Origin of the sequence: Costertonia aggregata (genome assembly GCF_013402795.1) — a bacterium.
GTDB lineage: Bacteria > Bacteroidota > Bacteroidia > Flavobacteriales > Flavobacteriaceae > Costertonia > Costertonia aggregata.
Map to the genome: position 1 here is coordinate 727,476 of NZ_CP058595.1, position 26,998 is coordinate 754,473.

Annotated in this window: 24 protein-coding genes and 1 riboswitch; of the genes, 3 read left to right on the forward strand and 21 right to left on the reverse strand. The window is 39.8% G+C overall.

The features are described 5' to 3' along the window. Positions 1-14 precede the first annotated feature (14 nt). The 3 genes from HYG79_RS03385 to rsgA form a co-directional block, all read right to left on the reverse strand. Positions 15-1,931: a DUF3857 domain-containing protein gene (locus HYG79_RS03385; protein WP_179240761.1), complete on the reverse strand. Its 1,917-nt coding sequence runs from the start codon at positions 1,929-1,931 to the stop codon at positions 15-17. 80 nt (positions 1,932-2,011) lie between these two features. Then, positions 2,012-2,464 carry a D-aminoacyl-tRNA deacylase gene (gene dtd / locus HYG79_RS03390; protein ID WP_179240762.1) on the reverse strand — a complete coding sequence of 151 codons (453 nt, stop codon included), beginning with the start codon at positions 2,462-2,464 and terminating at the stop codon, positions 2,012-2,014. Then, on the reverse strand, positions 2,461-3,414 hold the full coding sequence (gene rsgA, locus HYG79_RS03395; RefSeq protein WP_179240763.1) for a ribosome small subunit-dependent GTPase A: 954 nt from the start codon (positions 3,412-3,414) through the stop codon (positions 2,461-2,463). The genes dtd and rsgA overlap by 4 nt, the downstream gene beginning before the upstream one ends. 199 nt (positions 3,415-3,613) lie before the next feature. Between rsgA and HYG79_RS03400 the strand changes: the two genes are divergently transcribed. After that, positions 3,614-4,051, forward strand: a complete 438-nt coding sequence (locus HYG79_RS03400) for a hypothetical protein (RefSeq protein ID WP_179240764.1) — start codon at positions 3,614-3,616, stop codon at positions 4,049-4,051. A 75-nt stretch (positions 4,052-4,126) separates the two neighbouring features. Here the strand turns inward: HYG79_RS03400 and HYG79_RS03405 are convergent, their stop codons facing one another. After that, positions 4,127-4,801 carry a head GIN domain-containing protein gene (locus HYG79_RS03405; RefSeq protein WP_179240765.1) on the reverse strand — a complete coding sequence of 225 codons (675 nt, stop codon included), beginning with the start codon at positions 4,799-4,801 and terminating at the stop codon, positions 4,127-4,129. A gap of 140 nt (positions 4,802-4,941) precedes the next feature. Between HYG79_RS03405 and HYG79_RS03410 the strand changes: the two genes are divergently transcribed. After that, positions 4,942-5,625, forward strand: coding sequence for a hypothetical protein (locus tag HYG79_RS03410; RefSeq protein ID WP_179240766.1), 684 nt, complete (start codon positions 4,942-4,944; stop codon positions 5,623-5,625). 159 nt (positions 5,626-5,784) lie between these two features. Here the strand turns inward: HYG79_RS03410 and HYG79_RS03415 are convergent, their stop codons facing one another. The 4 genes from HYG79_RS03415 to HYG79_RS03430 form a co-directional block, all read right to left on the reverse strand. Beyond that, on the reverse strand, positions 5,785-6,867 hold the full coding sequence (locus tag HYG79_RS03415) for a bifunctional 3-deoxy-7-phosphoheptulonate synthase/chorismate mutase type II (RefSeq protein WP_179240767.1): 1,083 nt from the start codon (positions 6,865-6,867) through the stop codon (positions 5,785-5,787). Continuing rightward, complete coding sequence (locus tag HYG79_RS03420; RefSeq protein WP_179240768.1) at positions 6,867-7,733, reverse strand: prephenate dehydrogenase; 867 nt, start codon at positions 7,731-7,733, stop codon at positions 6,867-6,869. Before HYG79_RS03420 ends, HYG79_RS03415 begins: the two co-directional genes overlap by 1 nt. 85 nt (positions 7,734-7,818) lie before the next feature. Beyond that, positions 7,819-8,964 (reverse strand): pyridoxal phosphate-dependent aminotransferase, encoded by a 1,146-nt coding sequence (locus tag HYG79_RS03425; protein WP_179240769.1) that lies wholly within the window; start codon positions 8,962-8,964, stop codon positions 7,819-7,821. Then, on the reverse strand, positions 8,961-9,788 hold the full coding sequence (locus HYG79_RS03430; protein ID WP_179240770.1) for a prephenate dehydratase: 828 nt from the start codon (positions 9,786-9,788) through the stop codon (positions 8,961-8,963). The genes HYG79_RS03425 and HYG79_RS03430 overlap by 4 nt, the downstream gene beginning before the upstream one ends. A gap of 372 nt (positions 9,789-10,160) precedes the next feature. Here HYG79_RS03430 and gldA point away from each other — a divergent pair, with 372 nt between their 5' ends. After that, positions 10,161-11,054: a gliding motility-associated ABC transporter ATP-binding subunit GldA gene (gene gldA, locus HYG79_RS03435; RefSeq protein WP_179240771.1), complete on the forward strand. Its 894-nt coding sequence runs from the start codon at positions 10,161-10,163 to the stop codon at positions 11,052-11,054. Positions 11,055-11,092: 38 nt separating this feature from the next. On the opposite strand, the gene HYG79_RS03440 is transcribed toward gldA, so the two are convergent. From HYG79_RS03440 to cobA, 13 genes are all read right to left on the reverse strand, one after another. Beyond that, positions 11,093-11,260, reverse strand: coding sequence for a hypothetical protein (locus HYG79_RS03440; RefSeq protein ID WP_179240772.1), 168 nt, complete (start codon positions 11,258-11,260; stop codon positions 11,093-11,095). A 138-nt stretch (positions 11,261-11,398) separates the two neighbouring features. Next, entirely contained in the window at positions 11,399-13,726 is a 2,328-nt protein-coding gene (locus HYG79_RS03445; protein WP_179240773.1) for an outer membrane beta-barrel family protein, read from the reverse strand. Between the two features lie 196 nt (positions 13,727-13,922). Further along, positions 13,923-14,903 (reverse strand): LuxR C-terminal-related transcriptional regulator, encoded by a 981-nt coding sequence (locus tag HYG79_RS18205; RefSeq protein ID WP_179240774.1) that lies wholly within the window; start codon positions 14,901-14,903, stop codon positions 13,923-13,925. Positions 14,904-14,961: 58 nt separating this feature from the next. Next, on the reverse strand, positions 14,962-16,062 hold the full coding sequence (locus tag HYG79_RS03455) for a serine hydrolase domain-containing protein (protein ID WP_179240775.1): 1,101 nt from the start codon (positions 16,060-16,062) through the stop codon (positions 14,962-14,964). An 86-nt stretch (positions 16,063-16,148) separates the two neighbouring features. Next, positions 16,149-16,952, reverse strand: coding sequence for a head GIN domain-containing protein (locus tag HYG79_RS03460; RefSeq protein WP_228027927.1), 804 nt, complete (start codon positions 16,950-16,952; stop codon positions 16,149-16,151). A 2-nt stretch (positions 16,953-16,954) separates the two neighbouring features. Beyond that, positions 16,955-18,010, reverse strand: coding sequence for an acyloxyacyl hydrolase (locus tag HYG79_RS03465; RefSeq protein ID WP_228027928.1), 1,056 nt, complete (start codon positions 18,008-18,010; stop codon positions 16,955-16,957). A gap of 197 nt (positions 18,011-18,207) precedes the next feature. Next, positions 18,208-19,161 (reverse strand): methylenetetrahydrofolate reductase [NAD(P)H], encoded by a 954-nt coding sequence (gene metF, locus HYG79_RS03470; RefSeq protein ID WP_179240777.1) that lies wholly within the window; start codon positions 19,159-19,161, stop codon positions 18,208-18,210. A gap of 189 nt (positions 19,162-19,350) precedes the next feature. Continuing rightward, positions 19,351-19,578, reverse strand: coding sequence for a four helix bundle protein (locus tag HYG79_RS18020; protein ID WP_228027929.1), 228 nt, complete (start codon positions 19,576-19,578; stop codon positions 19,351-19,353). Positions 19,579-19,606: 28 nt separating this feature from the next. Further along, positions 19,607-23,086: a vitamin B12 dependent-methionine synthase activation domain-containing protein gene (locus HYG79_RS03480; protein WP_179240778.1), complete on the reverse strand. Its 3,480-nt coding sequence runs from the start codon at positions 23,084-23,086 to the stop codon at positions 19,607-19,609. 3 nt (positions 23,087-23,089) lie between these two features. Beyond that, positions 23,090-24,091: a homocysteine S-methyltransferase family protein gene (locus HYG79_RS03485; protein WP_179240779.1), complete on the reverse strand. Its 1,002-nt coding sequence runs from the start codon at positions 24,089-24,091 to the stop codon at positions 23,090-23,092. Between the two features lie 77 nt (positions 24,092-24,168). Further along, positions 24,169-24,288, reverse strand: a riboswitch (SAM riboswitch). A 141-nt stretch (positions 24,289-24,429) separates the two neighbouring features. Then, on the reverse strand, positions 24,430-25,491 hold the full coding sequence (locus HYG79_RS03490) for an NAD(P)/FAD-dependent oxidoreductase (RefSeq protein WP_179240780.1): 1,062 nt from the start codon (positions 25,489-25,491) through the stop codon (positions 24,430-24,432). Positions 25,492-25,505: 14 nt separating this feature from the next. After that, complete coding sequence (locus tag HYG79_RS03495) at positions 25,506-26,087, reverse strand: precorrin-2 dehydrogenase/sirohydrochlorin ferrochelatase family protein (protein ID WP_179240781.1); 582 nt, start codon at positions 26,085-26,087, stop codon at positions 25,506-25,508. Then, entirely contained in the window at positions 26,084-26,998 is a 915-nt protein-coding gene (gene cobA / locus HYG79_RS03500; protein WP_179240782.1) for a uroporphyrinogen-III C-methyltransferase, read from the reverse strand. Before cobA ends, HYG79_RS03495 begins: the two co-directional genes overlap by 4 nt.

Below are 26,998 nucleotides of genomic sequence, written 5' to 3' on the forward strand. Positions count from 1 at the left end.
TTACAGATAATTTTTTACTCCTGTTTTTTTATAAGAACAATCTTTGCAGCGTCATTGTTTGCAGTTTCCTTTCTAAAACTTCTATAGGCACTATACTTTTCTTTTTCATAATACCCTTCTTTAATAAAAAGACTTCTGGTATATTTTATATTGCTTCCTTTTTCATTGTACTTAAATTTGATTTTATAAGTTCCAAATTCACTTTCAATAGTTTTATTATTCGGAATGGCCTCTATCATGTATCCTTTCGGGATATTAATTGAAAACTCATCCTCGTCCAGATAGCCTCGCTGTATCTCTAAAGGCAATTGCCTACTTCTATACCTATTGGGAACAAAACTATTTTCATCAAAAGCATTTGCAACAAATAGAATTCTATCGCCACTTTTTGAGGCATAGCCATTAGCTTTCACAGAAACTTTCTCTGCAAATATTATATTCTCTTTATCATTTTTTAAGTCGTGCGAAAGCACAATTAGGTTATTAATATTGTCCCAATAATTTTTATAATGCGTCGTAATATCTTTTACAGATTGGTTCTCTAAAGAAAATCTGTTATCATACTGAATCCCTTTGGTTTTGATTATTATCTCTCCAGAAATATCGCCATTTTCATTAATAGAATAATCGGCCGTAGTTTTTTGATGGTTTTCCTTGTTCAAATATGAGGAGGTAGTAACAATTTCACCGTTGTCAGGTTTTATGACCAATACTTTTCTACCATCTGTAAAGTCACCTAAAAAGCCAAATGGGTGTATTTGTGAGGTACAATCAATCCAGTAATATTGTTCGTTATACGGTATAGCTAAAATTACATGGTTGCCCTGTGCTAAATCGGCAAAATCCTCTTCAAAATCAACCTTAGCCTTTCCAGCTTCCACATGGGTATAATAAGAAGTTACCCCTGCAATTTCCAAAAGAGCTTTTGTATAATTGGACAAGCCTTTACAATCCCCATACTTTAGGTCATCAACTTCAATGGCATTTGATGGCTGTATGCCGCCAATACCTACTTGTACACTTATATATCTTGTGTTATTCTGCACATAGCGATAAATTAACTTGGCTTTTTCCAAATCATCCTCAACACCATTCACTAGAGACTTTATTTTCATCTTTGTCGCTTCCGATACGGCATTGCGCCCCATAAGTAAATTAGTGCTCATCCATGTTCCCAAATCTTTCCAATTAGAGACGTGGCCATTGTATCCTTCATAATGAAAATTTACCGCCCTTACCATCAGTTTTGGAGCTATTTTATTGAAAGGCGGGGATAATGCCTCCTGTTTTATAGCTTTAATATTGAATGCTTCGTAAGATATTTGATTCGGTAATTCATTCTTGGAAAAATCCATTGTCCCAAAATTCTTCTCTTTGAATTCAGGCTTTTGATCATACTCGTTATAGGTGATAGAATATATACTTTTCTCTGTACTCACCAAAAAGCCATCTAAAAAATACCAATTGGGAATATTACTAGTATTTTTCGTTACGATTTCATATTCAAACTCAATCGTATATGGATAGGCTATTGGCGTATGCTCTAAATACATTATCCTGGAATCGGAATATAATGTTCCACCATCCACAGCACTTACATCAGTAAAATCCTTTCTTTTTATTAGATTGATTTCGTTGCCTCTGGCATCGTATATAATTGCTATGGCATTCCTGACCTTTGTACTATTGTTATATCCTAAAGATGCACCAGCATGCTTATTTCCGAGTTTATTGAGTACGGTCACGACTCTTTTCGAAGAAATTTTCATCTCTTTCATCGAAAGAAGTTCTACGCGCATTTCATTTAGCCTTACTACCGCGTTGGCACCCTGTACCATGTCTTTACCAATTGTAGATACTGAATAAATTGAATTTTGTGAAGTAGAAATAATGCTAAAAAATAGCATGAAAAATAAGAATGTAAATCGCATTGGTTTGGTTTGGCTGGCAAAATTTAAGGTAAAAATCCTACATAACACCTAAAACCGATGCAAAAAATCGATGTATTGCTTTATTCTTTGTTCTTGGTATCTATGAGTATGGTAACCGGACCATCGTTGAGCAGGTCTACTTTCATGTCGGCGCCAAAAATTCCTGTGCCGACTTTTTTGCCCAAATCGGTTTCCACCTGTTTTATAAATGCTTCGTATAACGGAACTGCAATATGTGGTTTGGCCGCTTTAATGTACGAAGGTCGGTTTCCTTTTTTGGTCGCGGCATGCAACGTAAATTGGCTAACCACGATGATATCACCACCTGTGTTCAACAAAGATTCATTCATAAGACCTTCCCCGTCATCAAAAATACGAAGGTTTACGATTTTTTTGGACAACCATTCAACATCTTCCGGATCATCGCTTGCTTCTATCCCCAAGAGAACCAAGACCCCTTCACCCATTTGGGAAATTACTTCTGAATCTACTTTTACGCTAGCTCTAGCCACTCTTTGGATTACCGCTCTCATTTTTTTTCGCCATATAGGTCGATCCTGTAATTTTCATCTTCACCCGTTATCATTTGCACATAGCTCCTGTAACGGCTCCATGAGACCTTATTATCTTCCAAAGCATCTTTTACCGCACATTTAGGTTCGTCCAAATGCATGCAGTTGTTGAATTTGCAATGTTCTTTTAATTCGAAGAATTCCGGAAAATAATCCCCTATTTCCGAAGGTTGCATATCTACAATACCAAAACCTTTTATGCCAGGTGTATCAATTATTCTGCCATCAAAATCCAAATCGAACATTTCCGCAAATGTGGTCGTGTGCTGCCCTTGCAGGTGTTGCTGTGATATTTCAGCGGTCTTTAATGTCAGGTTAGGGTCTATCGCATTTATCAAAGTTGATTTGCCTACGCCAGAATGGCCCGCGAACATACTGGTCTTTTTTAGCATAAGCTCTTTGACCTTGTTTACATTTTTCCCTGTTTTTGCCGATATGCCGATACAGGTATATCCTATTTTTCTATATAAGGCGGCGAGGTATTTTATCTCGGTCAATTCATCATCATTATAAACATCTATTTTATTAAAAAGTAATACAGCTGGTATGTGATAGGCCTCGGCGGTAACCAAAAATCGATCGATAAAAATACTGTAAGTAACAGGGTTGTTCAAGGTTACCAAAAGAAAAACCTGATCTAAATTTGCCGCTATTATATGAGTTTGTTTGGAAAGATTTACGGACTTACGGATGATATAGTTCTTTCTATCTACTATATCGGATATGACACCCAAGGTTTCATCTCCCGTATTTTCAAGCTCAAATACAACAACGTCCCCCACGGCAACCGGATTAGTACTTTTTATACCTTTAATACGTAGTTTTCCCTTTATTCTACACTCGTAAAAAACACCTTTATCTGTCTTTACATTGTACCAACTGCCAGTGGATTTATATACGGTTCCTATCATTTTTTAGACCTGTCATCAATAATTACAAAATAACAGCTTTTTTAAAGGAATACTATTCTTTTCTAAGTCTTTCAATACGATATGGTACAATAAACCGTATTTAAATGTAACAAAATTTGAAAAGAACCGTTTTAACAATTATATTGCTTTTTTAACATTTTAATCATTACTTAATAAATCTTAAATTAAATCATCACCAATGAAAAAAGTATTCCTAATTGCCAGCCTATTTGCATTGTTTGCATTTGACGCAAACGCACAACAGTTTAAAGTTATCACCAGTGTAGAGTCCATAGTACCTAACGGTTTGGGACGATCCAGAATCATAAGTGCCAACGAAGAAAAAGATTACACCGAATATACCTCTACCCAAACCGAAGATGACAATACCCGAAACAAATCCAAAAGAGGAGAAATTCGTGTAAAAGCCTTTGATGAAACCAAATTATTGAACTTCTTTAATATTGGTGGTATCCGTTTTCAGAATATTGCGGCCAATGATGCCCTTATCACCTCTAAAATAAACGCCATGGTCGCCGAAGGTTGGGAACTGGCTTTTGTAACCAGTGCTGTTGAAAGTGCCGGTAAGGGAGATAACCAAGGTATTTTCATTACCCGATATATCTTTAAAAGATAGGTAGTAAATAGTATACCATAAGAAAGCCCGGTGTTAAACACCGGGCTTTCTTATTTTGGGTCGTAATGCGATTATCTAATCCTTCATGTATATTCGCCCACCTGCAAAGGTTCTTTTATTGACTTCTTTAGGATTGCCATAAACATACACGTCACCACCTGCTTTTACCTTAATATCTATTTTATCGGAAGCATGTACTTCAGCTTCGCCGGCAGCCGTGATTTTTACGCTAGACACAGCGGATTTCAAATCCCTACCTTCGAATATACCACCCGTATTCAGCACTATATTTTGGCGTTTTGCCAAACCGGAAACTTCAAGGATGCCGCCCGTTACCGCTCTCATATCCACGTTATCTACATTTAGCCCAGCTTTTATCCTCGCCCCTTCTTGCGCTCGCAACTCAATATAATCCTGCTCCATAAGTGCATTACAGGTTATTTGCGCCCCTTCGTTTGCATCAATGATATCCAATTGTGTGTAATATACCTCTATAAAAGTATCTTCTCCCGTAAATTTTTTCTCAAGTTCCATACGTAGTTTCAACACACCATTTTTATTCACGAATTTGATATCATCAACGTTTTCGCCCTTGATTAAGATTCGGTTTTCGTCAGATTTGATAAGGTTTACTTCAACAAGGTCAAATACCTTTACTTCGTTAAAATTACCTACCTCTTTGTCAACAATGCGTTGAGCATTTACATTGACTGCTAAAATCGTTATAAAAAATACTATTGCTTTTTTCATTTTATCTCGTTTTTGATTTCTCTAAAGATAGATTCAAAATTGATTTGTTACAGTTTTTTCAACTTTTTAAAAAACAAACTGTTTATACTATTTTCTTTTGCTTGGCATATTGTTTGATACTAAAAGGATAAACCGACATCATGTACAAAAACTACTTCTTTATCAGCTTTGGTCTCAGCTTTTTTCTGAGCATAGCACAAAACCAACTCACTGCCACCAATGATACAGCAAATACAATTGTACTTACAGAAGCCTCAAGCGAGGTTACCATCAATGATGTATGGGAAAACAAACTAAAAATAGGCATCTACACCTTGCAAGGTGACTACATTAAAGAAATATACCCTAGTACGGTACAGGGTACAAGAAATAACGGGGCACTGCTATCAACAATTACATTTTGGATGGTTCCCTATACCAGTAAGGCATTTGTGCCCCACGCACGTTCGTCGAATACAGTAGAACAACAAGAATTTATTTTCAGTTTTCCGATAGGAAATCAAGATGTGATATCAAACAATTTGGATAACGAATGGTTTAGAACAGCATCTTCGCCCTATGAGTTCGTGCTATTGAGATTAAAAAGTAAAAAAGGACGAAACATACGACAGTTCACTACAAGCTCCGGAAGCTGGTTGGGCATACGCAATGGCATCGACCCGAAAAAAGTGGTACAGTTCTCTATTGAGCCACTAGAAAATAACATGTACCGCATTGTACCCTCAACCCGGTTAGTAGCTGGCGAGTATTGCTTTATATACCAAGGTGGCATTCCGAACAATAGCTTTGAGAACAAGTTGATTTTTGACTTTTCTATCAAATAAACAATCAAGAATCCAAATCTACGACCCAAGGAATAGAGTATCGTTACCTTGGTTCGAGTAATTTTAAAATTTGGGCACTATTTTGAATTGGACATGATTTTTATCAAAACAGCAAATACTTTGCATAAAAAAACCCGATCGAAATCGGGTTGTTTAAATTTATGAGTTAATAACTTTCTCTTGATGATTGATGGATTCCTGGTGAATGGCCTTGAACATCTTAAGCACAAACTCCTCGCTAAGCCCTTTGGATTCACCTTCAAGAATCATGGCACCCAAAATCTGGTTCCATCTATTGGACTGAAGCACGGCTACGTTCTTCTGCTTTTTGAGCTCTCCGATACTATCCGAGATTTTCATCCTTTTCCCCATGGTGTCTATCAATTGGGAATCAATAACATCGATTTGTGCACGTAGGTTGCTCAACTTGCTATTGTATTCCGCTTCTTCGTCGGTTTCTTTGCGTATCCTTAAATCTTTCATAATCTGTACTAATTTTGCCGGGGTCACTTGCTGCGCGGCATCGCTCCACGCATTGTCCGGGTCAAAATGTGTTTCGATCATCAAACCGTCAAAATTCAAATCCAACGCGGTTTGCGAAACATCAAAAATCATATCCCTTTTCCCGGTAATGTGCGAAGGGTCGTTGATCAAGGGCAAGTCGGGAAATTTATTCTGGAACTCAATGGCCAATTGCCATTCCGGAATATTTCTGTATTTTGTTTTCTCATAGGTAGAAAATCCTCTATGGATGGCTCCTAATTTTTTGATACCTGCCGTATGCAAGCGTTCTATACCTCCCAACCATAAGGCTAAATCGGGATTTACAGGATTTTTCACCAAAACAATTTTGTCTGTACCCTGCAAAGCATCGGCCAATTCTTGCATGATAAACGGACTAACCGTTGATCGTGCACCGATCCATAACAGATCAACATCATGCTCTAAGGCCAATTCCACATGGGCACGGTTGGCAACCTCGGTTGCGGTTTTTAAGCCGGTTTCCTGCTTTACTTTTTGCAACCATTTTAAACCCAAAGCACCTACGCCTTCAAAATTACCAGGGCGCGTTCTTGGCTTCCAGATTCCTGCACGGTAATAGTTTACATCGGTATCTTTAAGTTCGTGTGCAATTTTCAGCACTTGTTCCTCGGTTTCGGCACTACATGGTCCTGCGATTACCAGGGGATGGTCCAATTTCATATCATCCAACCATGTTCTCATTTCTCTTGTATTCTCCATTACTTATATTTTTTGTTTAATGGTATTCCGTTTAATATTCCCTTTATCTTATTCGTGTCGTTCATTGCCTTGTATATTCCCTCATAATCCCCCTGCTCCAATAGTGCCTTGAACTCTTTTAGATTTTGGATGTACTCTTCCAAAGTTTCCACCACGTTATCTTTATTTTGCTCAAAAATAGGGGTCCACATGGCCGGGGAACTTTTGGCAAGGCGAACGGTACTTTCAAATCCACTACCGGCCATATCAAAAATATCGCGTTCGTTTTTTTCTTTTTCGATGACCGTTTTTCCCAGCATAAAGGAGCTGATATGGGATAAATGGGAAACATAGGCGATATGTTTATCATGTGCCTCTGCATTCATATATCGTATTCGCATTCCCATATCCTTAAACAATTGCAAAGCTTTTTCCTGTAATTTGAACGCTGTTTTTTCTACTTCGCAAATGATATTTGTTTTCCCATCATATAACCCATTTATGGCCGCAGAGGGGCCAGAAAATTCTGTTCCGGCTATAGGATGGCAAGCTAAAAAATTTCTTCGTTTCGGATGGTTTTCCAATGTTCTACAAATCAATTTTTTGGTTGAACCACCATCAAAAACAATACAATCGTCATGTACTGCATCCAGTATTCTGGGCAACTCGCTTACCAAAGCGTTTACAGGAATGGAAACCATAACCATATCTGCTTTGTTCAATTCGGAATGATCCGATTTTACATCGATAAGATTCAAGGCCTGTGCTTGGTCTAAGTGCGACTCATTGGTATCAATACCATAGATGGTAACATCTTGGCGCAAACGTTTTATATCCTTTGCGAAAGAACCTCCGATCAAACCGATACCGATTACAAATACATTCATTTTTTTAAGATTCTAGATATTGGAATTGAGATTTTAGATACATTTTGATCTAGCGTTTTAAAATCTCACGTCCCATATCTCTTTTCTAAAATCTACTGATCGCTTCCTTTATCTTTTCTTCGGTAACACATAACGAAAACCGAATATACCCTTCACCGTTACTACCAAATATAGTACCCGGAGCTATGAAAATATCCTTATCATACAGTACTTCATCAATAAAGTCCTCAGCTGCTTTGCTACCTTTGGGCAGTTTTGCCCATACAAACATACCGGCAGCATTTGGGTCATACTCACAGTTCAACAATTCAACCAATTTAAATAGCGAACTACGCCTTGATGCATACAAGGCATCTAACTTCTTAAACCACTCATCCGAACTTTTCAATGCGGTTATGGCGCCTTTTTGAATTCCATAAAACATGCCTGAATCCATATTGCTCTTTACCTTAAGTATCGAGTTGATGTGTTCGGCACTTCCAGCAACCATGCCGACACGCCATCCGGCCATATTAAAAGTTTTGCTGAGCGAATTTAGTTCAAGTGCGGTATCCTTAGCATCGGGTACTTGTAAGATACTGGTGGGATTATTATTCAAAACAAAACTGTATGGGTTGTCATTTACCAACAATATGCTATGCTTTTTGGCAAAATTGACAAGTTTGCCCATGGCTTTATCGCTAATGGTAGCACCTGTGGGCATATTGGGATAACTTATCCACATTATCTTTACTTTGGACAGATTTTCTTCAGACAGTGCCTGCAAATTGGGCAACCAGGCACCTGCCTCGGTTAAATCATACATTCTTGGAACGGCACCGACCAATTTCGTGACCGAAGTATAGGTCGGGTAGCCAGGGTTGGGAATGAGCACCTCATCTCCTGGGTTTAAAAAGGCCATACTAATATGCATTATGCCTTCTTTTGAACCCATTAAGGGGAGTATTTCATTGGCTCCATCCAAATGGACCCCAAACTTTTTAAGGTAAAAGGTTGACATGGCAGTTCTCAATTCGGGCAACCCCTGATAGCTTTGGTATTGGTGCGCCCCGTTTTCCAATACGGCATCTTGAATACTTTGTATAATTTCTTCGGAAGGTGCCAAATCGGGACTGCCGATACCCATATTGATAATAGGTCTGCCATTGGCAATTAGCCCTCGTACTTCCCTCAATTTTTTGGAGAAGTAGTATTCCTCAACAGTTTTTAATCTATCAGCCGTAGTTATCATATTCTGGCATTTTTATATTCTCCAAGCACCCTAAAATCCTCAGTCATAATATGAAGCAGCGATTTTGCTTTTTCAAAGCTATCATAGGCATCAAAGGTTATATCCACGAAAAAAGCATACTTCCACGGTGTTTCTATAATGGGAAGGGACTGAATTTTGGTAAGGTTCAAATTACAATCGCTCATCACGTTAAGTACCGTTGCCAAACTACCTCGTTTATGATCGGTAACAAAACGTAAGGATGCTTTGTTGATTTCCGTTTTGGGAAGCTCCTTATTTTGTGTTTTGACCACGATAAAGCGGGTAGAATTATTGGTGATCGTCTGTATTTCGGAAGCAATGATATCCAAATCATACAATTGGGCGGCAGCTTTGGGGGCTATGGCAGCTATTTTATGTAGCTTTTCCCTTTGTATTCTTTGTGCGGTTTCTGCCGTATCCACGGCTTCAACGAGTTTAATGTGCGAATGTGCCTTTAAAAATTCCTTGCATTGCAATAGGGCCATTGGGTGTGAGTGTACCTCTTCGATATCTTCCATTGTTTGCCCTTTGTACACCATCAAATTATGGTGTATGTTCAAATAGTGTTCACCGATGATGTGCAAATTGTTTTGATACACCAATGCATAGTTGGGAATAATAGAACCTGCGATTGAGTTTTCAATGGCCATGACCCCCTTATCGGCTCTTCTGTTCAGCACATGATCCACCAAACTATCGAACGAAAGGCATTCGACCAACGCTATATCTTCCCCAAAATAATCTTTGGCCACTTGATGGTGATTAGAGCCCCTTATGCCCTGTATGGCTATTTTTAAACTCATTGGCTTTTATTTGAACCCTAAAACTGCTTCAGGATTGTCCAAAACACGGTTTTAAACAAAAAAAAAGCCCCGTTTTTCACGAGACTTCAATTGTTATATTTTTAGCATATACTACAACAGCCCCGTACTTCTCTTAAAAAAGAAGTAGAAGTAAAAACCGTTCCAGAAATATTGCTTTGTCATTTTGCTTGTAAAACTTTGGCTAAAGTACTAATTAAATCTAAAAATCAAATTTTACGCCTCTTTTTTTTGGATTTTTTTTATTTGTGCCGTATTCATTCCTTTTTGTATCAAAAAACATTGCCATTTTTAAGAATACCGAATTTATCAGAATGATTATGAATTGCTTAATTTTGGTTTAAAACAGAACACATGTCCATATTTGTCAAAAGTATTTCCAAATCATTTGGTACGCAAAAAGCCTTGGATGCCATATCTTTTTCCATTAACAAGGGAGAAATCGTTGGTTTTCTTGGACCCAATGGTGCGGGAAAATCTACCCTTATGAAAATTTTGACCACATACCATCAGGCAGATGAAGGAGAGGCTAAAGTAAATGATTTTGATGTACTTACGGATACAAAAAACGTTCGGCAGAGTATTGGCTACCTACCCGAACATAACCCGTTATATTTAGATATGTACGTAAAGGAGTATTTGGCGTTCAATGCCGATGTATACAAGGTAAGTAAAGATAAAATCACCGAGGTCATCAAAAAAACCGGGCTGCAGCCGGAAGCCCACAAAAAAATCGGACAACTTTCAAAAGGATATAGACAACGTGTTGGATTGGCCGCAGCATTGCTTCATGATCCCGATGTGTTGATTTTGGATGAACCTACGACCGGACTTGACCCAAATCAATTACTTGAAATCAGGAAACTGATCAAAGGTATAGGAAAAGAGAAAACCATTTTGCTCTCTACGCATATCATGAAAGAGGTAGAAGCGGTCTGTGACCGTGTACTTATCATAAATAAAGGTGTTTTGGTCGCCGATAAAAAACTTTCGGACCTTAGGGATGAAGAGGAACAGATTATTGAAGTGGAATTTGATTATCGTGTAGAAGAAGCCTTTTTGAACAAACTACCGCATGTAACACATGTAAAGAACGTAACGGGGTTTGTATATGAAATCACTTTTAATACAACGACCGATATGCGACCGGCCGTATTTGACTTTGCCCATGACAACGAATTGAAAACACTACAATTGAACAAGAAGAATAGAAATCTGGAAAGTCTGTTTACCGAATTAACCAGTTAGACCTAAAACCCGCTGGTATTTGGATTGTATCGATACATTTATCTATCGCTATTTTTTTCGCTTTCAACGACTATAGCAATCTCATCGGTAGTTTTGATGGTATCTTCTTTTACGAATTCGGGTTCGGTATTTTGTTCGGAAGAGCTTAGCTTAAAAAGAACTACCGTTAAAATAAGCAGCATAAATAATAGACCTGATTTTCGCATCGTAGTTTATTTACAATCGTGAAATTAGGTTTTTTGATTCCTTACTTTCCGTTTTTTCTATAAACTGCCTAAAAATCAGGTTTAGTGGTTCCCGTTCTGGGGCTGTATTTATGTATACTTTGTAAATTTTTGATGCATCTATCGTATTCTGTCCAAATTTTCATCAACATTTTTATTTTTATAATCTGGTTCTTTGGTCTTTCCAAAAGAATATTTCATTGAAAAAGCGACCTCTTGGGCATCTACGAAGTACACTCCTTCGGCATTTACCCCATTAATTGAATAGCGCTCTTCGAAATTCATGGCTTTGGTGATGTCATTAAAACGCAAAGAACATTTTAGTCTGTCAAAAAAAGTTTTGGTAATGGCCGCATTGAGCACTAGCATGGGGTTTCTCTCAAAAATACCTTCGGAACGTTTTGTCAACCCCCAGCCCCCTAAAGAAATCACGGTATCTTTTCGGAGTTTAAATTGATGGTCAGTATATAAATATAGATAAGGTCTTATTGATGTGCTTGTAGCGGAAGCATCTCGTATATTTTTAGTTGATATAGAGACCGTATTGGATGAAGTCCATATCCCTTTGGTCATCGGAGCGGTGAAATTGATATCGATACCCGATTCCCTTTCAAGGTTTTTAAGGGAAAAAACAGCCCTATCGTCACCCGCCGTATAGCTAATCGTATAATACATAGGGTTTTTGCGTTTATAATATTCAATTGAAATTGAGTTCTTGGCGAACTGGTATACCACTGATAATTCATCGGTCAGCGTAGGAAGTAGGTTTACATTCCCTTCCCCTTCCAAAAACGGATTGAAAAATACTTGGATGGAACTTGCGTTGGAATAATTGGGCCGGTCTATACTCTTTGCATAGTTGAAAGTTATGTTCTTGGTACTATCCAAAGCAACGGTCAGGTTCGCTTTGGGAAACAGATTTGTGTTTTTTCTGTTAACCAACGGTATGTCCTCCGCTTCTTCCTCGCCTTGCACGACATTGTTTTCAATACGTAGCCCCGCACTAAAATCTATCTTTTCGCTTATTTTTCCGGATAATGTTGAATATCCGGCAATATTCTTTTCAGAATAATCGTAGTCTATATCCAAAATCGCATCCGTTTCCAAAAATTCATTATTGGTCAAGGCATTGGCTCTCGCATCGCTTATGTTTGCCCCAAATTCCCACTTTAGGCCTTGGGTCAGAGCTTCGTCAAAATCCAATCGATATGCCAGCACATTAATGCGATAACGTTGTTTGCGTAGTTCGGATATGACAAATTCAGTAGCATTGAAATTATTGGCGATTTCAGTATTCAGACGCTGATCATAGGATGAGTATTGCAACCCAGCGAACATATTTGTCTTGGCACTTAGCTTTTTTTGATAATTTAAATTGCCGCTGATAAAATCCTTTATGTTTTCATTGTCCGTTTCTGTGATGATATCATCTTCATTGGTGCCCTGCCTTAAAAAAGTATCCGTATCAATTATAGCATTGTTGTCTTGCAAACGGTGCGTTACATTTGCAGAAAAATAATCCGTATCGTTAATTTGGTAGAATAGGCCACCGCCTGAATTTATCTCTACCCTGTCATTCTTATCGACCAAAATAAGATAATCCGAAAGTATGTTGGCATCAGGAATGGCAAATTCAAATTGATGGCTTTCCCATTGCAACAAGTCGTTGTATGCTAAATTAGCTTTTAGCGTTACTTTTCCCTTTTTATAACTACCGTTGATATCGCTATACTTATTGAAATTGCGTTTAAATGATAATGTTTCGGAGAGGTTAACCTTACCGCCTTCTATATTATTTATCTTTCTGGTTATCAAAAGTACCGCCCTACCGTTAGCCTCGTACTTTGCGGAAGGGTTCCGAATAATCTCGATAGAACTGATATCATCCACAGCCACTGCATAAAACTCTTCCATTGAAATACGTTGATTACCCATATACATCAAGGGAGCACCTTTACCCAATACCGAAACCGATTCCCTATCGGCACTTACTTGAAGACTTGGAAGCCTCGACAACAATTCCATAGGGTCGGGAATCGATGAAAACACGGGGTTGGTCACATCTATTTTTAAATCCCCCCTCTTGTTGGTTGTGATAGGTTTTGCAGCTATAACCGCTACTTCTTCCAAAGTGGTAGTGCTAGGCTCTAACTTTATGGATAATCCTTTGTTCCTATCTACAATTAAATTTCGCTCATAGGTCTCAAAACCCAAACTTGAAATTTGTATCCGATACGTTCCGGACGCAATATCCTCCAACTTGAAACCCAATTCGTTCAAAATGGTATACTTTATAAGTGTGTTGTCTTTATCGGCCAAAAGAAGTACGTCCCCAACGGTAATCATCTTGTTATCATTGTCCAAGACCCTGCCCGTAATGGTAAATGATGTCTGCGCATTGATCAAACTGCAGAACAGAACAAGAAAGAGAAAACTATTTTTTTGCAATGTATTGTTTTGCTTTGCAATTACGTACAAAACAGATTTTGAAATCAGAATCAGGGGTCTGATTTAGGGACTAGTACCTGGATAAATCTTTATAAAAAGAATGAAATCATACTTTTGAGGCCTACCATGATGTGTATTGCAGTCTTTTGATTGGCCATGCAAAATCGTCAAAAAAATAATGAAACGGATATACAGTCTATACTTGGTATCGCTCCAAAAGCTCTTTACGATTCGCAACCTTTAGTTTACTGTAGATATTTGTAATATGGGTCTTGACCGTGCTTAGGCTTATAAAAAGTTCGTTGGCAATTTCTTTATTGCTTTTACCTTCTAAAATGAGTGCCCTGATATTCTGCTCTTGCCTGCTTAAATTGGCTACGAGTGCATTTTGTTTTCTTTTTAATCGATATACAAATAGCGAAAGTACAACTGTGATTATTACTAAAATAAGGATAATGGCTTTGCTCCATTGATATTTTTGCACTACCACTTTTTGGGTCAAGTAGGCCAACCGTCTGGATAAAAACCGATATTCCGCAGGTTGCATATCGCTTTCTTCCAATTCGGCCAGAAGGGCCAAATAATAATTGGGATTTTCGGCGATATCCTTATCCAATAATCCCTTTTTGGCCAATTGATCGATACCGATAAGCTTTACCAATAATATTTTGAGCGAATCCTTGGTGTAGGATTTTAACTTTGCAGCATATGCCTCCGAAATAGTGTCTTCGGTATTTTTTTCCTTTTCCAATGCCCATTGGAACTTCTGCATCTTCTGCCACTCTGCATCGGCAGGACTGGAACTTCTATATTTACCCAACAGTTTTTTGGATTTTGGAAAATATATCTTGTCCGATTTGGAAAGAATAAAATCGGTTGTATGGGCAACGGTATCTGAAATCACTTTTTTGATCGGATTTACATATAACCGATAAATGGCATCCTTATCAGAGATATGCTTGCCCTTAAATGAAAAGGAACCATCTTTAGCGATAGGTGACCAAGCGACAGATTGTAGCCTGTTTTCACCTTCTTCCAAACTGATCTTGCTTAGATATATTTTTTGCTCCCATTTCCCATCTTCTTCTAAGCTTGTATGACCAGATATGGCGGTTTGGGCAGATATATGTAATATATTCAGGAATAAGAGAAGAAATATGCACTGTTTTTGATTCATTTATTTCGCAATCTAATTTCTAATTGAATTTAGTATTGAACTAAATATAGTGATTCAATCAAAACTTTTCATATGAATCCAAAAGAGTTTGCATAACCTCATCCAACTCTTCCTGCACTTTGGGATCCGTACAATTCACTAAAATGGCAAATATCATTTGTTCATCGGGATATACAAAAAAGTTGGAATAGCCACCAACACCGTTACCTATATGCCCATAATACGGCCGGCCTTGTTTATCCTCACTCACTTGCCAGCCCAAGCCATAATAGGTAGATTGCCCATCAATAGTTTCAGAAGTCAAAAATTGTGATATTATCTCTTCATCCAAAATATTACCGTCCAAATAGGCTTGGCCCAGTTTGGCAATGTCCTCGGAAGTGGACAAATAACCACCACCTGCCAATTTATAAAAGTTGTTCACAGGAATGGCTTCCCTAAAACCTAACCGGTTTTTGGTATAATTTCGGCTACGCCTGTTAAAACTGTTTTTATCATCATGGCTTAGCTCACTGACCTGTTCGGCAAAAGTATTCTCCATTCCCAAGGGTTTCAACACTTTCTCCTGTACATAATTCTCAAAAAGGACTCCGCTCGCTTCCTGCATCGCCAATGAAACCAATACCCAACCATAGCTGTTGTAGTGATAGTCGGTACCGGGTTCAAAAAGTAAATCGTCATCCTTAAAAATCGCAATACTTTCTTTGATGGAATACGGCTCGTTCAGACCGTATTCCTTGCCTTGATAACCCCGAATACCCGCTGTGTGGCTCGCCAATTGCCGTATGGTAAAATCCCACCGCTTTTTTGGGTAATACGGTACATAAGTATAAAATGAAGCATCCAAATCAATGGTTTCGTCCGCTACCATATGGGCCAGAGCCGTTGCCGCTATGGGTTTGGAAACGCTTGCAATCCTAAAAATTGTTTTTTGTGGCTGTACATGGGTTTTTTGTTTCAAATCAGCATAGCCATAGCCTCTTTGGAATATTTTTCCTCCATCTCTTAAAACCGAGATAGCTAGCCCGGGAACCTTTTCATCATCTACCAAGCGTTGCATTAGCATATCTGCCTTAACAAAACCATGCAATTCAGTATTCTCACCCAGTATAGTCCGTGAAGCAAATAGGTTTTTGAGATATTTGAGAATAGGATTCATTGCCTTGATTTTGTTGTTCTGAATGTAATAAGAAATCTATGATTTAAACCAATATTTGCGGCAAGGTTTAAGGTGACAAAAACTATTTAATCCAAGAAAATCAGTCTGCCATTGAAAATTTCTTCTACCTCAATAACAGGAGGACGGTTAAAACTTTGCACATCGCCCGTACCACGAATGATACCATTGACAGAGGCTTGTGGATTAATCAACATATCATTGGACCCCCTATGGTTTAAGTTTACATTTTGAGCGATAAGATTATGGGCCTCAATGCGAGAATCGCCCGCAGCGATAGAGAGATTCAAATTTTGCACGGCACCGCTTAACTTAAAATAAGCGATACCGTTTACGGTCACACTAACGTTGGTCGAATTCAATTCCAAATCAAACTCACCATCCGTAGTTGCTGCTTCGGGCTCTATAAAACTCTCGGACAACAAAATCAAGCTTGGATAATCTAAACTACCATCACTACGTATGGTCTGACCCGTACTGCTTCGTATCTCAACAATATTGGGCGAGGTCACATAAACCGTTGTTATACCGTATTCACGAAAAAGATTACACCCGTTTTCATTTCTTACAATAAGTCTATCGCCCTCAACCACAGCGCTAACTTCTCCCCGTAGAAATTCCCCGGTCTCAATCTCGACTTTTTGGGTATCGCCTTGTTTTATAATCAGAGCTACTTTTTCAAAAACCGTTATTCTAGAAAAATTGGGTACTTCAACTTCATCCCTAATGATTTCACCAGCATTTTGAAAACAATCGGGAGCTTTTTCAGAATTGCAGGAAAGCAATAAAAGTAGTAGAATATATTTCTGTAACTTACCCATGGTGCGGGTCCCTATTTCGTTGTACTTTATAAACAATATCCTTTTTTTCATGGCTATAATCTAATACCTATTCCAAATTCAACAGCCTCGGCCTTGGCTCCATGTGATTTTAAGGTAACGGCACCAAATACCTTATCTCCAAAATAGCGTTTTAAACCAATGCGGTTGTACATACGCCCTTCAAAATCAAACGGATAATACACATAATATCCCAATTGGGCAATTGCGGACATCTTATTGATGAACAGCTCGTGTCCCAGAAAAATACCGACTCTTTTAAAATCATCATCAACGTTCACATTCTTTTCTGGAAAAGAAGTCGCCTGAAAGCGTATCAATTCCTTTAAAAAGTTGGAAAAGAAAACATCAGCACCCAACTGTAGGGCACTTTTTCTTCCCAAACGTTTATCCGCATAACCCGATAGTATAAAAAAACCGTGTTGTCCCAAATCTATCACATCGCTCTCATTGACCCCGCCACGCAGTACCAAATTATATTTGATGGGTTCGGTTACTTTCACCTTTTCAGACTTTGGTAAATATTCCAGCTTTTTACCGCCATCCAAATCATATGTCAAACCAGCATTTAGGGCAAATGTATTCGTAGAGGTGTTGGGTGCCCTAAAGTTTGCGTTGGAATAATGTATTACCGATATACCTGTTTTAAAACCCAACCCCTTGAAAATATTCTCTTTGTGGTAATTGAGCATTAAATACGTTGAGCTCATAAAATCCGAGCCGTAAGCATTGTTTCTAAAATTGGTCTCCTTGTCGTAAGGGTTTGTAGTATATGTTATTCCCTGCCCAATCCTAAACTGCACATTTCTCTTAAAAAAATAGAAATTGTAGTGGGCGTACAGTCCAAAATTCTCTCCCAGGGTCTCGTTGTTCATATCTTGGTAAATGAACGAAGCCCCATAATCCGGGTAATTATATAGCTGCTCCCATTCCTGTGAACCATATGTTTTTCTATTAAATCCTAAAATAACACCCCCTGGATGATTGGTAATCAAATGCGAAATATCAGGATTATGTAATAATACAGAACCATAAAATTGATTTACATCAATAGTATATTTCTTGACATCCCCGTTTTGTGAAAAACACATTGTTACCGAAAAAAAAAGGCAAAAAAGAAGCTTAAAGTTCATCGGTCGTAAAGGTAATGACGAAGTACGAAATACGAGGCACAAAGGTTGAAAAAGTACGCAGTTATAAGTTGCAGTTTACGGTTTTACCCGCAGGACAAAGAGCCGATTGACTAGAAAACAAACTCATAAACCGCTAAACTTATTGACTCTTTTCTTTAAAAAACCTCTTGTGCAATACCCTTGATATTATCCGATTTACCCATGGAATAGTAGTGTAATACTGGAACACCAGCTACCAAGAGTTCTTTTGATTGTTCAATACACCATTCCACCCCAACTTGGCGTACGGCCTTATTGTCTTTGCACTGCTCAACCGCCTCTACCAAATCTTCAGGCAAATCGATTTTAAAAACCTGGGGCAGCAGATTTAAGTGACGTTTTACCGCAATGGGTTTGATACCCGGAATTATAGGCACATTGATTCCCATTTTCCTAGCCGCCTCAACAAACTCAAAATACTTTTTATTGTCGAAGAACATTTGGGTCACTACGTAATCTGCACCTGCCTCGACTTTTTCTTTCAGCCGTTTCAAATCCGTACTCATGGAGGGCGCCTCTAGATGTTTTTCAGGATACCCTGCCACCCCGATACAAAAATCGGCACAATCATCGGTTTCAATAACTTCATGTAAATACTTGCCGCAGTTGAGATTTTGAACCTGCTTTACCAATCCGATAGCATAATTATGTCCGCCTTCAGTCGGCTCAAAATATTTTTCCTCGCGCATGGCATCACCGCGAAGTGCCATGATATTATCGATACCCAAATAATGACAATCGACCAATAGATATTCGGTTTCTTCTTTGGTAAACCCCCCGCAAAGCACATGCGGAACAGTGTCGACATCATACTTATGTTTGATTGAAGCGCAAATACCCACCGTGCCAGGCCTCATACGAGTCAGCTTCTTGTCTAACAATCCGTCACGGTCAATATAGATGTATTCTTCTCGGGAAGTCGTTACATCAATAAAAGGCGGTTTGAACTCCATCAAAGGGTCGATATTATTATAAAGCTCTTGAATATTTCTCCCTTTTACCGGGGGGATTATTTCAAAAGAAAATAATGTCTTTCCCTTAGCTTCTTTTATATGGTCAGTTACTTTCATTCTCTAGGTAGTTGATGGTTGAGCGTTGATGGTTGATAGAATTCTAAATCGGATTTATGGATTACTTTTTACTCCTAAAATATGAGATAAAACCGCTTAGCAATTTTTTGCAGAGTGTTATCTGGGTAATTTGATTTTTAATTTTTTTTCATCTAAATAATTTTGATCAAGGGCTAGAAAAAGCTGGGTTTAAAGTTCATATAAAGAACCTCTTGCTACATGTAGAAACTGAATAGTATCAGCAGAAGTTCTACGACCGCAGCCCTCAGCAATGTTTGAAGGAACGGAGACTGCACATCTTCTCATTTGACTAGTCAAACCATATGATTCCTCTTTTGGGAAAGATTTTGTGACCGAGTATAAACTACTAACCAATTTGCGTGATTCTTTCCAAACTTCTAATTCCGTATAATCCATATCCTTTTTTTCCAACAACCCTTAACCATCAACTCTCAACTATATTCGGTGCCAGCCATTTCATAGCGTCTTCCAGGGCTATTCCTTTTCGTTCGGCATAATCTTTTACTTGATCTTCTTCTATTTTACCCAATCCGAAATAACGGGCTTTGGGGTTGGCAAAATAATAACCTGAAACCGAAGCTGCCGGCCACATGGCCAAACTCTCGGTTAATTTTACGCCTATTTTTTCTTCCACTCCGAGAATTTCCCAAATGGTCAATTTCTCCAAATGATCGGGACAAGCAGGATAACCTGGTGCTGGGCGAATTCCCTTATACGACTCGTTGATCAATTCTTCATTGCTTAAATCTTCGTTCGCTGCATAACCCCAATATTTTGTCCGCACTTCCTTATGCAAGTATTCGGCAAAAGCTTCGGCCAAACGATCGGCTAGGGCTTTTATCATTATCGAACTGTAATCATCCAAATCTTTTTCGTAAGCTGCCGCTAATTCAGCAGTTCCAAATCCGGTTGATACACAAAAACAACCGATATAGTCTTGTTTGCCCGAATCTTTGGGAGCGATAAAATCGGCCAAGGCATAGTCGGGTATCCCCTCTCTACGTTGCAATTGTTGGCGAAGGGTACGGAAAGCCCCCCCCGCCCCCAAAGGGGAAGCTAACAACCGATCGTGTATCTGCTCTAGTACCTCTTCGAGATTACCTAAAACTTCGTTGTTCGTAAAACGAATTACACGATAGCCTTGCTCTTCGAGCCATGCCGTTCGTTCTTCATCGCTTTTTTTGTTCTCTGGCAATTGGTGGATGCTACCATCGATCTCAACGATCAAATTTTGTTTGAGACAAACAAAGTCGGCAATGAATTCGCCAATAATATGTTGACGGCGAAACTTATATCCATCTAAATTCTTGCCACTCAAGGCATTCCAAAGCATTTCTTCCGCTTCGGTAGGTCGATTACGCATGTTTTTAGCGTGCTCTTTCAGTAATCCGTAGAGCATAGGGTTTGCCGTCGCCCAATATTGCTCCCCCTTTGGGGGCGGGGGGGCTACTTCAATGTCATCATCATTGACAGTGTTGGCCGGAAACAAGCCAAAAATTCCTTTGGCCTGTAACTGTTTTTCCTGCAACACTTTTTTCAACATGGCTTGGGCATCTTCGAACAACTCGGTCGCTTGAGCACCCACCACATTATCGGTCAAAATATCAGGATATTTTCCGTGGAGTTCCCAGCTTCTGAAAAAAGGTGTCCAGTCAATAAAATCAACCAGTTTTTCCAAATCGAGATTTTCAATTATTTGAATACCGAGTTCGTTAGGTTCCTTAATTTGAGCTGAGTCCCAATCTATCTTGAATTTATTTTTCCGAGCTTCCTCTATGGATTTATATTCTTTTTTAACGGAACGTTTCAAGAATTTATCCCGAAACACATCGTAATCTTCCTTAATGGATTTTTTATAAGCGTCCGAGGTTTCTTTTTGTAGCAAGTCGCCGACCACGGTAACCGCACGTGAAGCATCATTGACATGAACGACGGCTTGGCTGTATTGAGGGTCAATTTTAACGGCCGTATGTGCCTTACTGGTGGTGGCCCCTCCTATCAATAACGGAACCTTAAAGTTCTGGCGTTCCATTTCTTTGGCAAGGTGCACCATTTCATCAAGGGATGGCGTAATCAATCCGCTTAGGCCGATGACATCTACATTATGTTCTATGGCCGATGCGATAATTTTTTCAGGCGGTACCATCACGCCCAAATCGACGATTTCATAATTATTGCAAGCTAGCACTACGCTCACGATGTTTTTGCCAATATCGTGAACATCTCCCTTAACAGTGGCCATTAAAATTTTTCCAGCTCCAGCCCCCCCCGCCCCCAAAGGGGGAGCTATTAACTGGGCATGAATTTTTTCTAAAACCGCTTCTAGGTTGGTCAACACCTCATTATTAGTAAAACGAATAACCTTATATCCTTGTTCTTCGAGCCAGGCTGTTCGTTCTTCATCAATCTTTCTATTCTCAGGTAGTTGATGAATGCTACCATCAATCTCGACAATCAAGTTCTGTTTTAGGCAAACAAAGTCTGTAATGAATTCGCCGATAATATGTTGACGACGAAACTTATATCCATCCAAATTCTTACCGCTCAAGGCATTCCAAAGCATTTTTTCCGCTTCGGTAGGCCGGTTACGCATTTTTCTAGCGTGCTCTTTCAGTAATCCATAGAGAACAGGATTTGCCGTCTTCCAATGAAGCTCCCCCTTTGGGGGTTGGGGGGCTGATTTTTTTTTCTCCTCTTCTATATATGGAAGAAGATACGCCACCGCCTTTTTCATTACCCTTGCCGATTTTACCACTTGGGGCAAAAACATTTTTCCGCTTCCGAAAAGGTCGCCAACGACGTTCATTCCCGTCATCAGATGGCCTTCGATAACCTCAATGGGTTTGGCGGAAGCTTTTCTCGCTTCTTCTACATCTTCTACAATATATTGGTCGATGCCCTTTACCAAAGCTCTGGTAATTCTATCTTGAAGCGGTGCTGATCGCCACGATAGATCGACCTTGCTTTCCTTGGCTTTTCCTACCACCGATTCGGCGAAATCCAACAATCTCTCAGTGGCATCGTCACGGCGGTTGAGCATCACGTCTTCGACACGTTCCAATAAATCTTTCGGAATATCGTCATACACTTCCAACATCGTCGGGTTGACAATGCCCATGTTCATTCCCGCTCTAATGGCATGATATAAAAAAACGGAATGCATTGCTTCCCGCACGGGATTATTCCCTCGGAAAGAAAAAGAAATATTGCTAACTCCCCCGCTCACACTGCAATGCGGTAGGTTTTCACGCACCCATTTTGTTGCATTTATGAAATCAAGCGCATTCAGTTTGTGCTCGTCCATTCCTGTAGCGACCGGAAAAATATTGAGGTCAAAAATGATATCTTCAGGAGGGAAACCTACTCTATTGACCAGAATGTTATACGAACGTTTCGAAATTTCGATTCGCCTGTCATAATTATCGGCTTGACCGACCTCATCAAAGGCCATAACTATAACCGCAGCTCCATATCTCTTTATGAGTTTCGCATGACGGATAAATTCATCTTCACCTTCTTTAAGACTTATAGAATTGACCACGCATTTGCCTTGCACGACTTGAAGTCCGGCCTCAATAATTTCCCATTTTGAACTATCGATCATAATGGGCACTCGAGCAATATCGGGTTCGGCAATGACTAGATTTAAAAACTTGACCATGGCCTCTTTGCCATCGATCAAGCCGTCATCCATATTGATATCGATGATTTGGGCGCCTCCTTCGACCTGATGGCGTGCGACATCAAGTGCTTCCTCGAATTTTTCCTCCTTAATAAGTCTGAGAAATTTTTTGGACCCGGCCACGTTGGTACGTTCCCCCACATTGATGAAATTACTTTCTGGGGTGACCACAAGAGGTTCCAGTCCAGATAATTTCAAATATTTCGGTTTTGCTTCAATCATCTATTAAATTTCAACTATCAGTGCTCGCGGATCATACTGTTTTACCAAATCGGCTATTGCCATAATATGTTCGGGAGTCGTTCCACAACATCCGCCGACGATATTGACCAATCCTTTTTCGACGTATTCCTTTATCTGTGCAGCCATTTGCTCAGGTGTTTCATCATATTCGCCAAAAGCGTTCGGTAAGCCCGCATTAGGGTGGGCAGAGATAAAGTGTTCCGATTTTTTAGAAATTACTTCCAAATGAGGAACCAATTGACTGGCGCCCAACGCACAATTAAAGCCAACGGACAAAATCGGAATATGGGAAATAGAAATCAAAAAAGCTTCGGCGGTTTGCCCGGAAAGGGTTCTGCCTGAAGCATCGGTAATCGTACCACTTACCATAATTGGCACGTCTATATTCCGTTCTTCCTTGACCTCCTCAATGGCAAAAAGAGCGGCTTTTGCATTTAAGGTGTCAAATATGGTTTCAACCAGCAGCATATCGGCTCCGCCATCCAACAACGCCTCTGCCTGTTGTTTATAGGCGATACGAAGTTCGTCGAACGAAATGGCCCGAAAACCAGGATCGTTCACATCCGGAGACATACTTGCGGTCTTGTTTGTAGGCCCCATACTGCCTGCTACAAATCTTGGCTTATGCGGTTCTTTTGCCGTGAATTCATCAGCGACTTTTTTGGCAATCTTGGCGGATTCGTAGTTGAGTTCGTAGACCAATTCTTCCATATGGTAATCGGCCATGGCTATGGTCGTTCCTGAAAAGGTGTTGGTTTCGACAATGTCAGCTCCTGCCGCAAAATACTTTCGATGGACTTCGGCGATCGCTTCCGGCTGGGTCAACGACAACAAATCATTGTTTCCCTGCAGCGGATGTTCCCAATCCTTAAAACGCTCCCCACGAAAGTCTCCCTCGGTAAACTTATAGCGCTGTAACATGGTTCCCATGGCGCCATCAAGTACCAAAATTCTTTCTTTCAATATATCCTTAATATTTAGCATAACAATATCTACAAATCAATGAATTCGTAAATGAAAATTATCAAGTAAGGAAAAGTGTTGACGACCTGTCATTTCTTTTGTTATCTGCCGAGATGCTGAAACTAAATCAGCACACGATAGAATGTAGCACCTTCTTTAAAGATAAAGGGTTGCTAAGGCTTCATCGGGTCCAATCCCTCCACCTTTCTTGATAACGATTTCAATGTATTAATGAACTGGGTACAAAGAAACGGTAGAGTAGAATGAAAAGCAAGAAAACTGGATTTTTTTATATCTTATAAAAACATCCAACTCTTTTAGAGTTGGATGTTTAAGCTAATCCATAATCATAGTAAATTTTAAGCGATGCTTTGTACTACCTCTTTCTTCGCTTCTTTTTTTGTACCATCAAAACCTTCTACTCCACCAACTGTGGTATATTTCATGACATACCGTTTACCGGGATTTATGATTTGATAGGCATATTGGCACATCACGGCCGCTTCATGAAAACCGGAAAGTATAAGTTTCAATTTTCCTTCATACGTATTTACGTCGCCTATGGCGAACACACCGGGAAGATTGGTTTGGTAGTCTTTCGAATTATTGACCATAATGGCGTTTTTCTCTATTTCGAGTCCCCACTCGCCTATCGGACCCAGTTTTGGGGATAGGCCGAAAAGCGGAATGAAATTATCCACTTCGAGATAGGTTTCGCCTTTTTCAGGGTCGTTATGTTTGATAACAACAGCTTCCAAATTTTCATCACCATACAATTTTCTGACCTCAGCTTCGGTAAAGAGTTTTATCTTACCGAGTTTAGCCAATTCGGATGCTTTTTCGACGGAATCCAAGGCACCCCGGAATTCGTTTCTTCGATGTACCAAGGAAACCTCGGAGGCCACTTCGGCCAAGAAAATAGCCCAATCCAACGCGGAATCTCCTCCACCTGCGATGACCACTTTTTTATTGCGATACACCTCTGGATCTTTGATGATATAGGCAACTCCTTTATCCTCGAAATCGACAATATTTTCGATAGGCGGTTTTCTAGGTTCAAACGAACCTAATCCGCCAGCAATAACCACAACCGGAGCTTGATGCTGTGTTCCTTTGTTCGTCGTCACGATATACGAACCGTCTTCTTGCTTGTCCAAAGTTTCGGCACGTTCGCCCAAAGTGAACCCCGGTTCGAAGGGTTTTATCTGATCCATTAGATTGTCGACCAAATCGCCCGCCAATATCTCCGTAAAAGCTGGAATATCGTATATGGGTTTCTTCGGATAAATCTCCGAACACTGTCCGCCCGGTTGGGGCAATGCATCGATCAAATGGCATTTCAATTTTAATAATCCCGCTTCGAAAACCGTGAATAATCCCGTTGGGCCTGCGCCTATTATTAGGATGTCTGTTTTTATCATTTTTTTACTCTTTTTTATACTTTTTCTACCAATTTCTGCGTGATTTCGTTCATTTTATCCACTTTTTGCTCAAAATCTCCTTTTATCGTCTTTCTATAATCGTTCAAGTTTTTCACCATTTGGTTGATGTCTTCGGGAATAACATCCTCGAAAAATTGTCTTAGACGTTTTGCCGTGGTCGGGGACTGTCCATTCGTCGAAATCGCAATCTTTACATTGCCCTTTGTGACGATTCCGCCCATATAGAAATCACAAAATGGGGGATTATCGGCAACATTGACCAGTTTATCAAGAGACCTACAGTCTTTATACACCTGAATGTTCACTTCGGGAACATCCGTGGTTGCGATTACCATATGCTTTCCCTTCAAATACTTGGCATGGTAGGAATCGGTTATCAACGCTACATCAAATCTATTGGCCAATTCTCTGGTTGCTTTTCTGAACATAGGCGATACCATTGTCACTTTCGCATCTGGACTCGACTTCGTCAAAAAAGTGAGTTTTTCTTCGGCCACATTCCCCCCACCAACAATCAAAATATGCAGCTTGGCGGTTTTTAGGAATATTGGGTATAGGTTGTTGCGCTCTGTCATGATTCGATTTTTTCGGTTAGACCTACAAGGAGGTTGCTCTGGCTTCGGCTACGCTCAGCCGCCGCGACAACACCTTGCAGGTCTTCACTACTCTGACTTTCAAGGTGTTGACGACGGATGAGGCCACCTTGTAGGTCAGAAATGATGTCTCGGTGTCGCACGACTTCCCCAATAATGATAATCGCTGGATTGGCCAGTTCTTTTCGTTCAACTTCTCTTTCAATGGAATCGATTGTTCCTACACCTACTTTTTCATTTTCCCGCGTTCCGTTTTGGATAATGGCGATCGGGGTTTTCGATTTTCCCTCCTTCTTGAAAAGGGTTACGATTTGAGAAAGTTTTGACATCCCCATTAAAATGACAACGGTCGCACTTGATTTGGCGGCCAACCGTACGTCGTTCGATAATTTATGCTCTTTGGTAGTACCGGTAATGACCCAAAAACTTTCTGCTGAACCTCTCTTTGTAACGGGAATATTCTGAGCTGCCGGTACGGAAAGACATGATGAAATTCCGGGTACGATTGCGACTTCGAGTCCGTGGGCGGCCGCATATTCCATTTCTTCGGCGCCGCGACCGAATACAAAAGGATCGCCCCCCTTTAACCGTACCACATGCTTACCTTGTTTTGCTCTTTGAACGATAAGTTCATTGATTTGTTCTTGTTGGTAGGAATAACATCCTCTTCGCTTTCCAACGAAAATATGCTCAGCTTGAGGGGCATATTCCAATAATTGGGTATCGATCAAAGCGTCGTACAAAACCACATCAGCTTTTTGCAAGGCTTTTATTGCTTTTAACGTGATGAGCTCTACGTCGCCGGGGCCGGCACCGATTACGGTTAGAAGCCTCCGACTTCGGCTACGCTCAATCTCCGAAATGGTTTCTAAATTTTTTAGTATCTCTTTCAT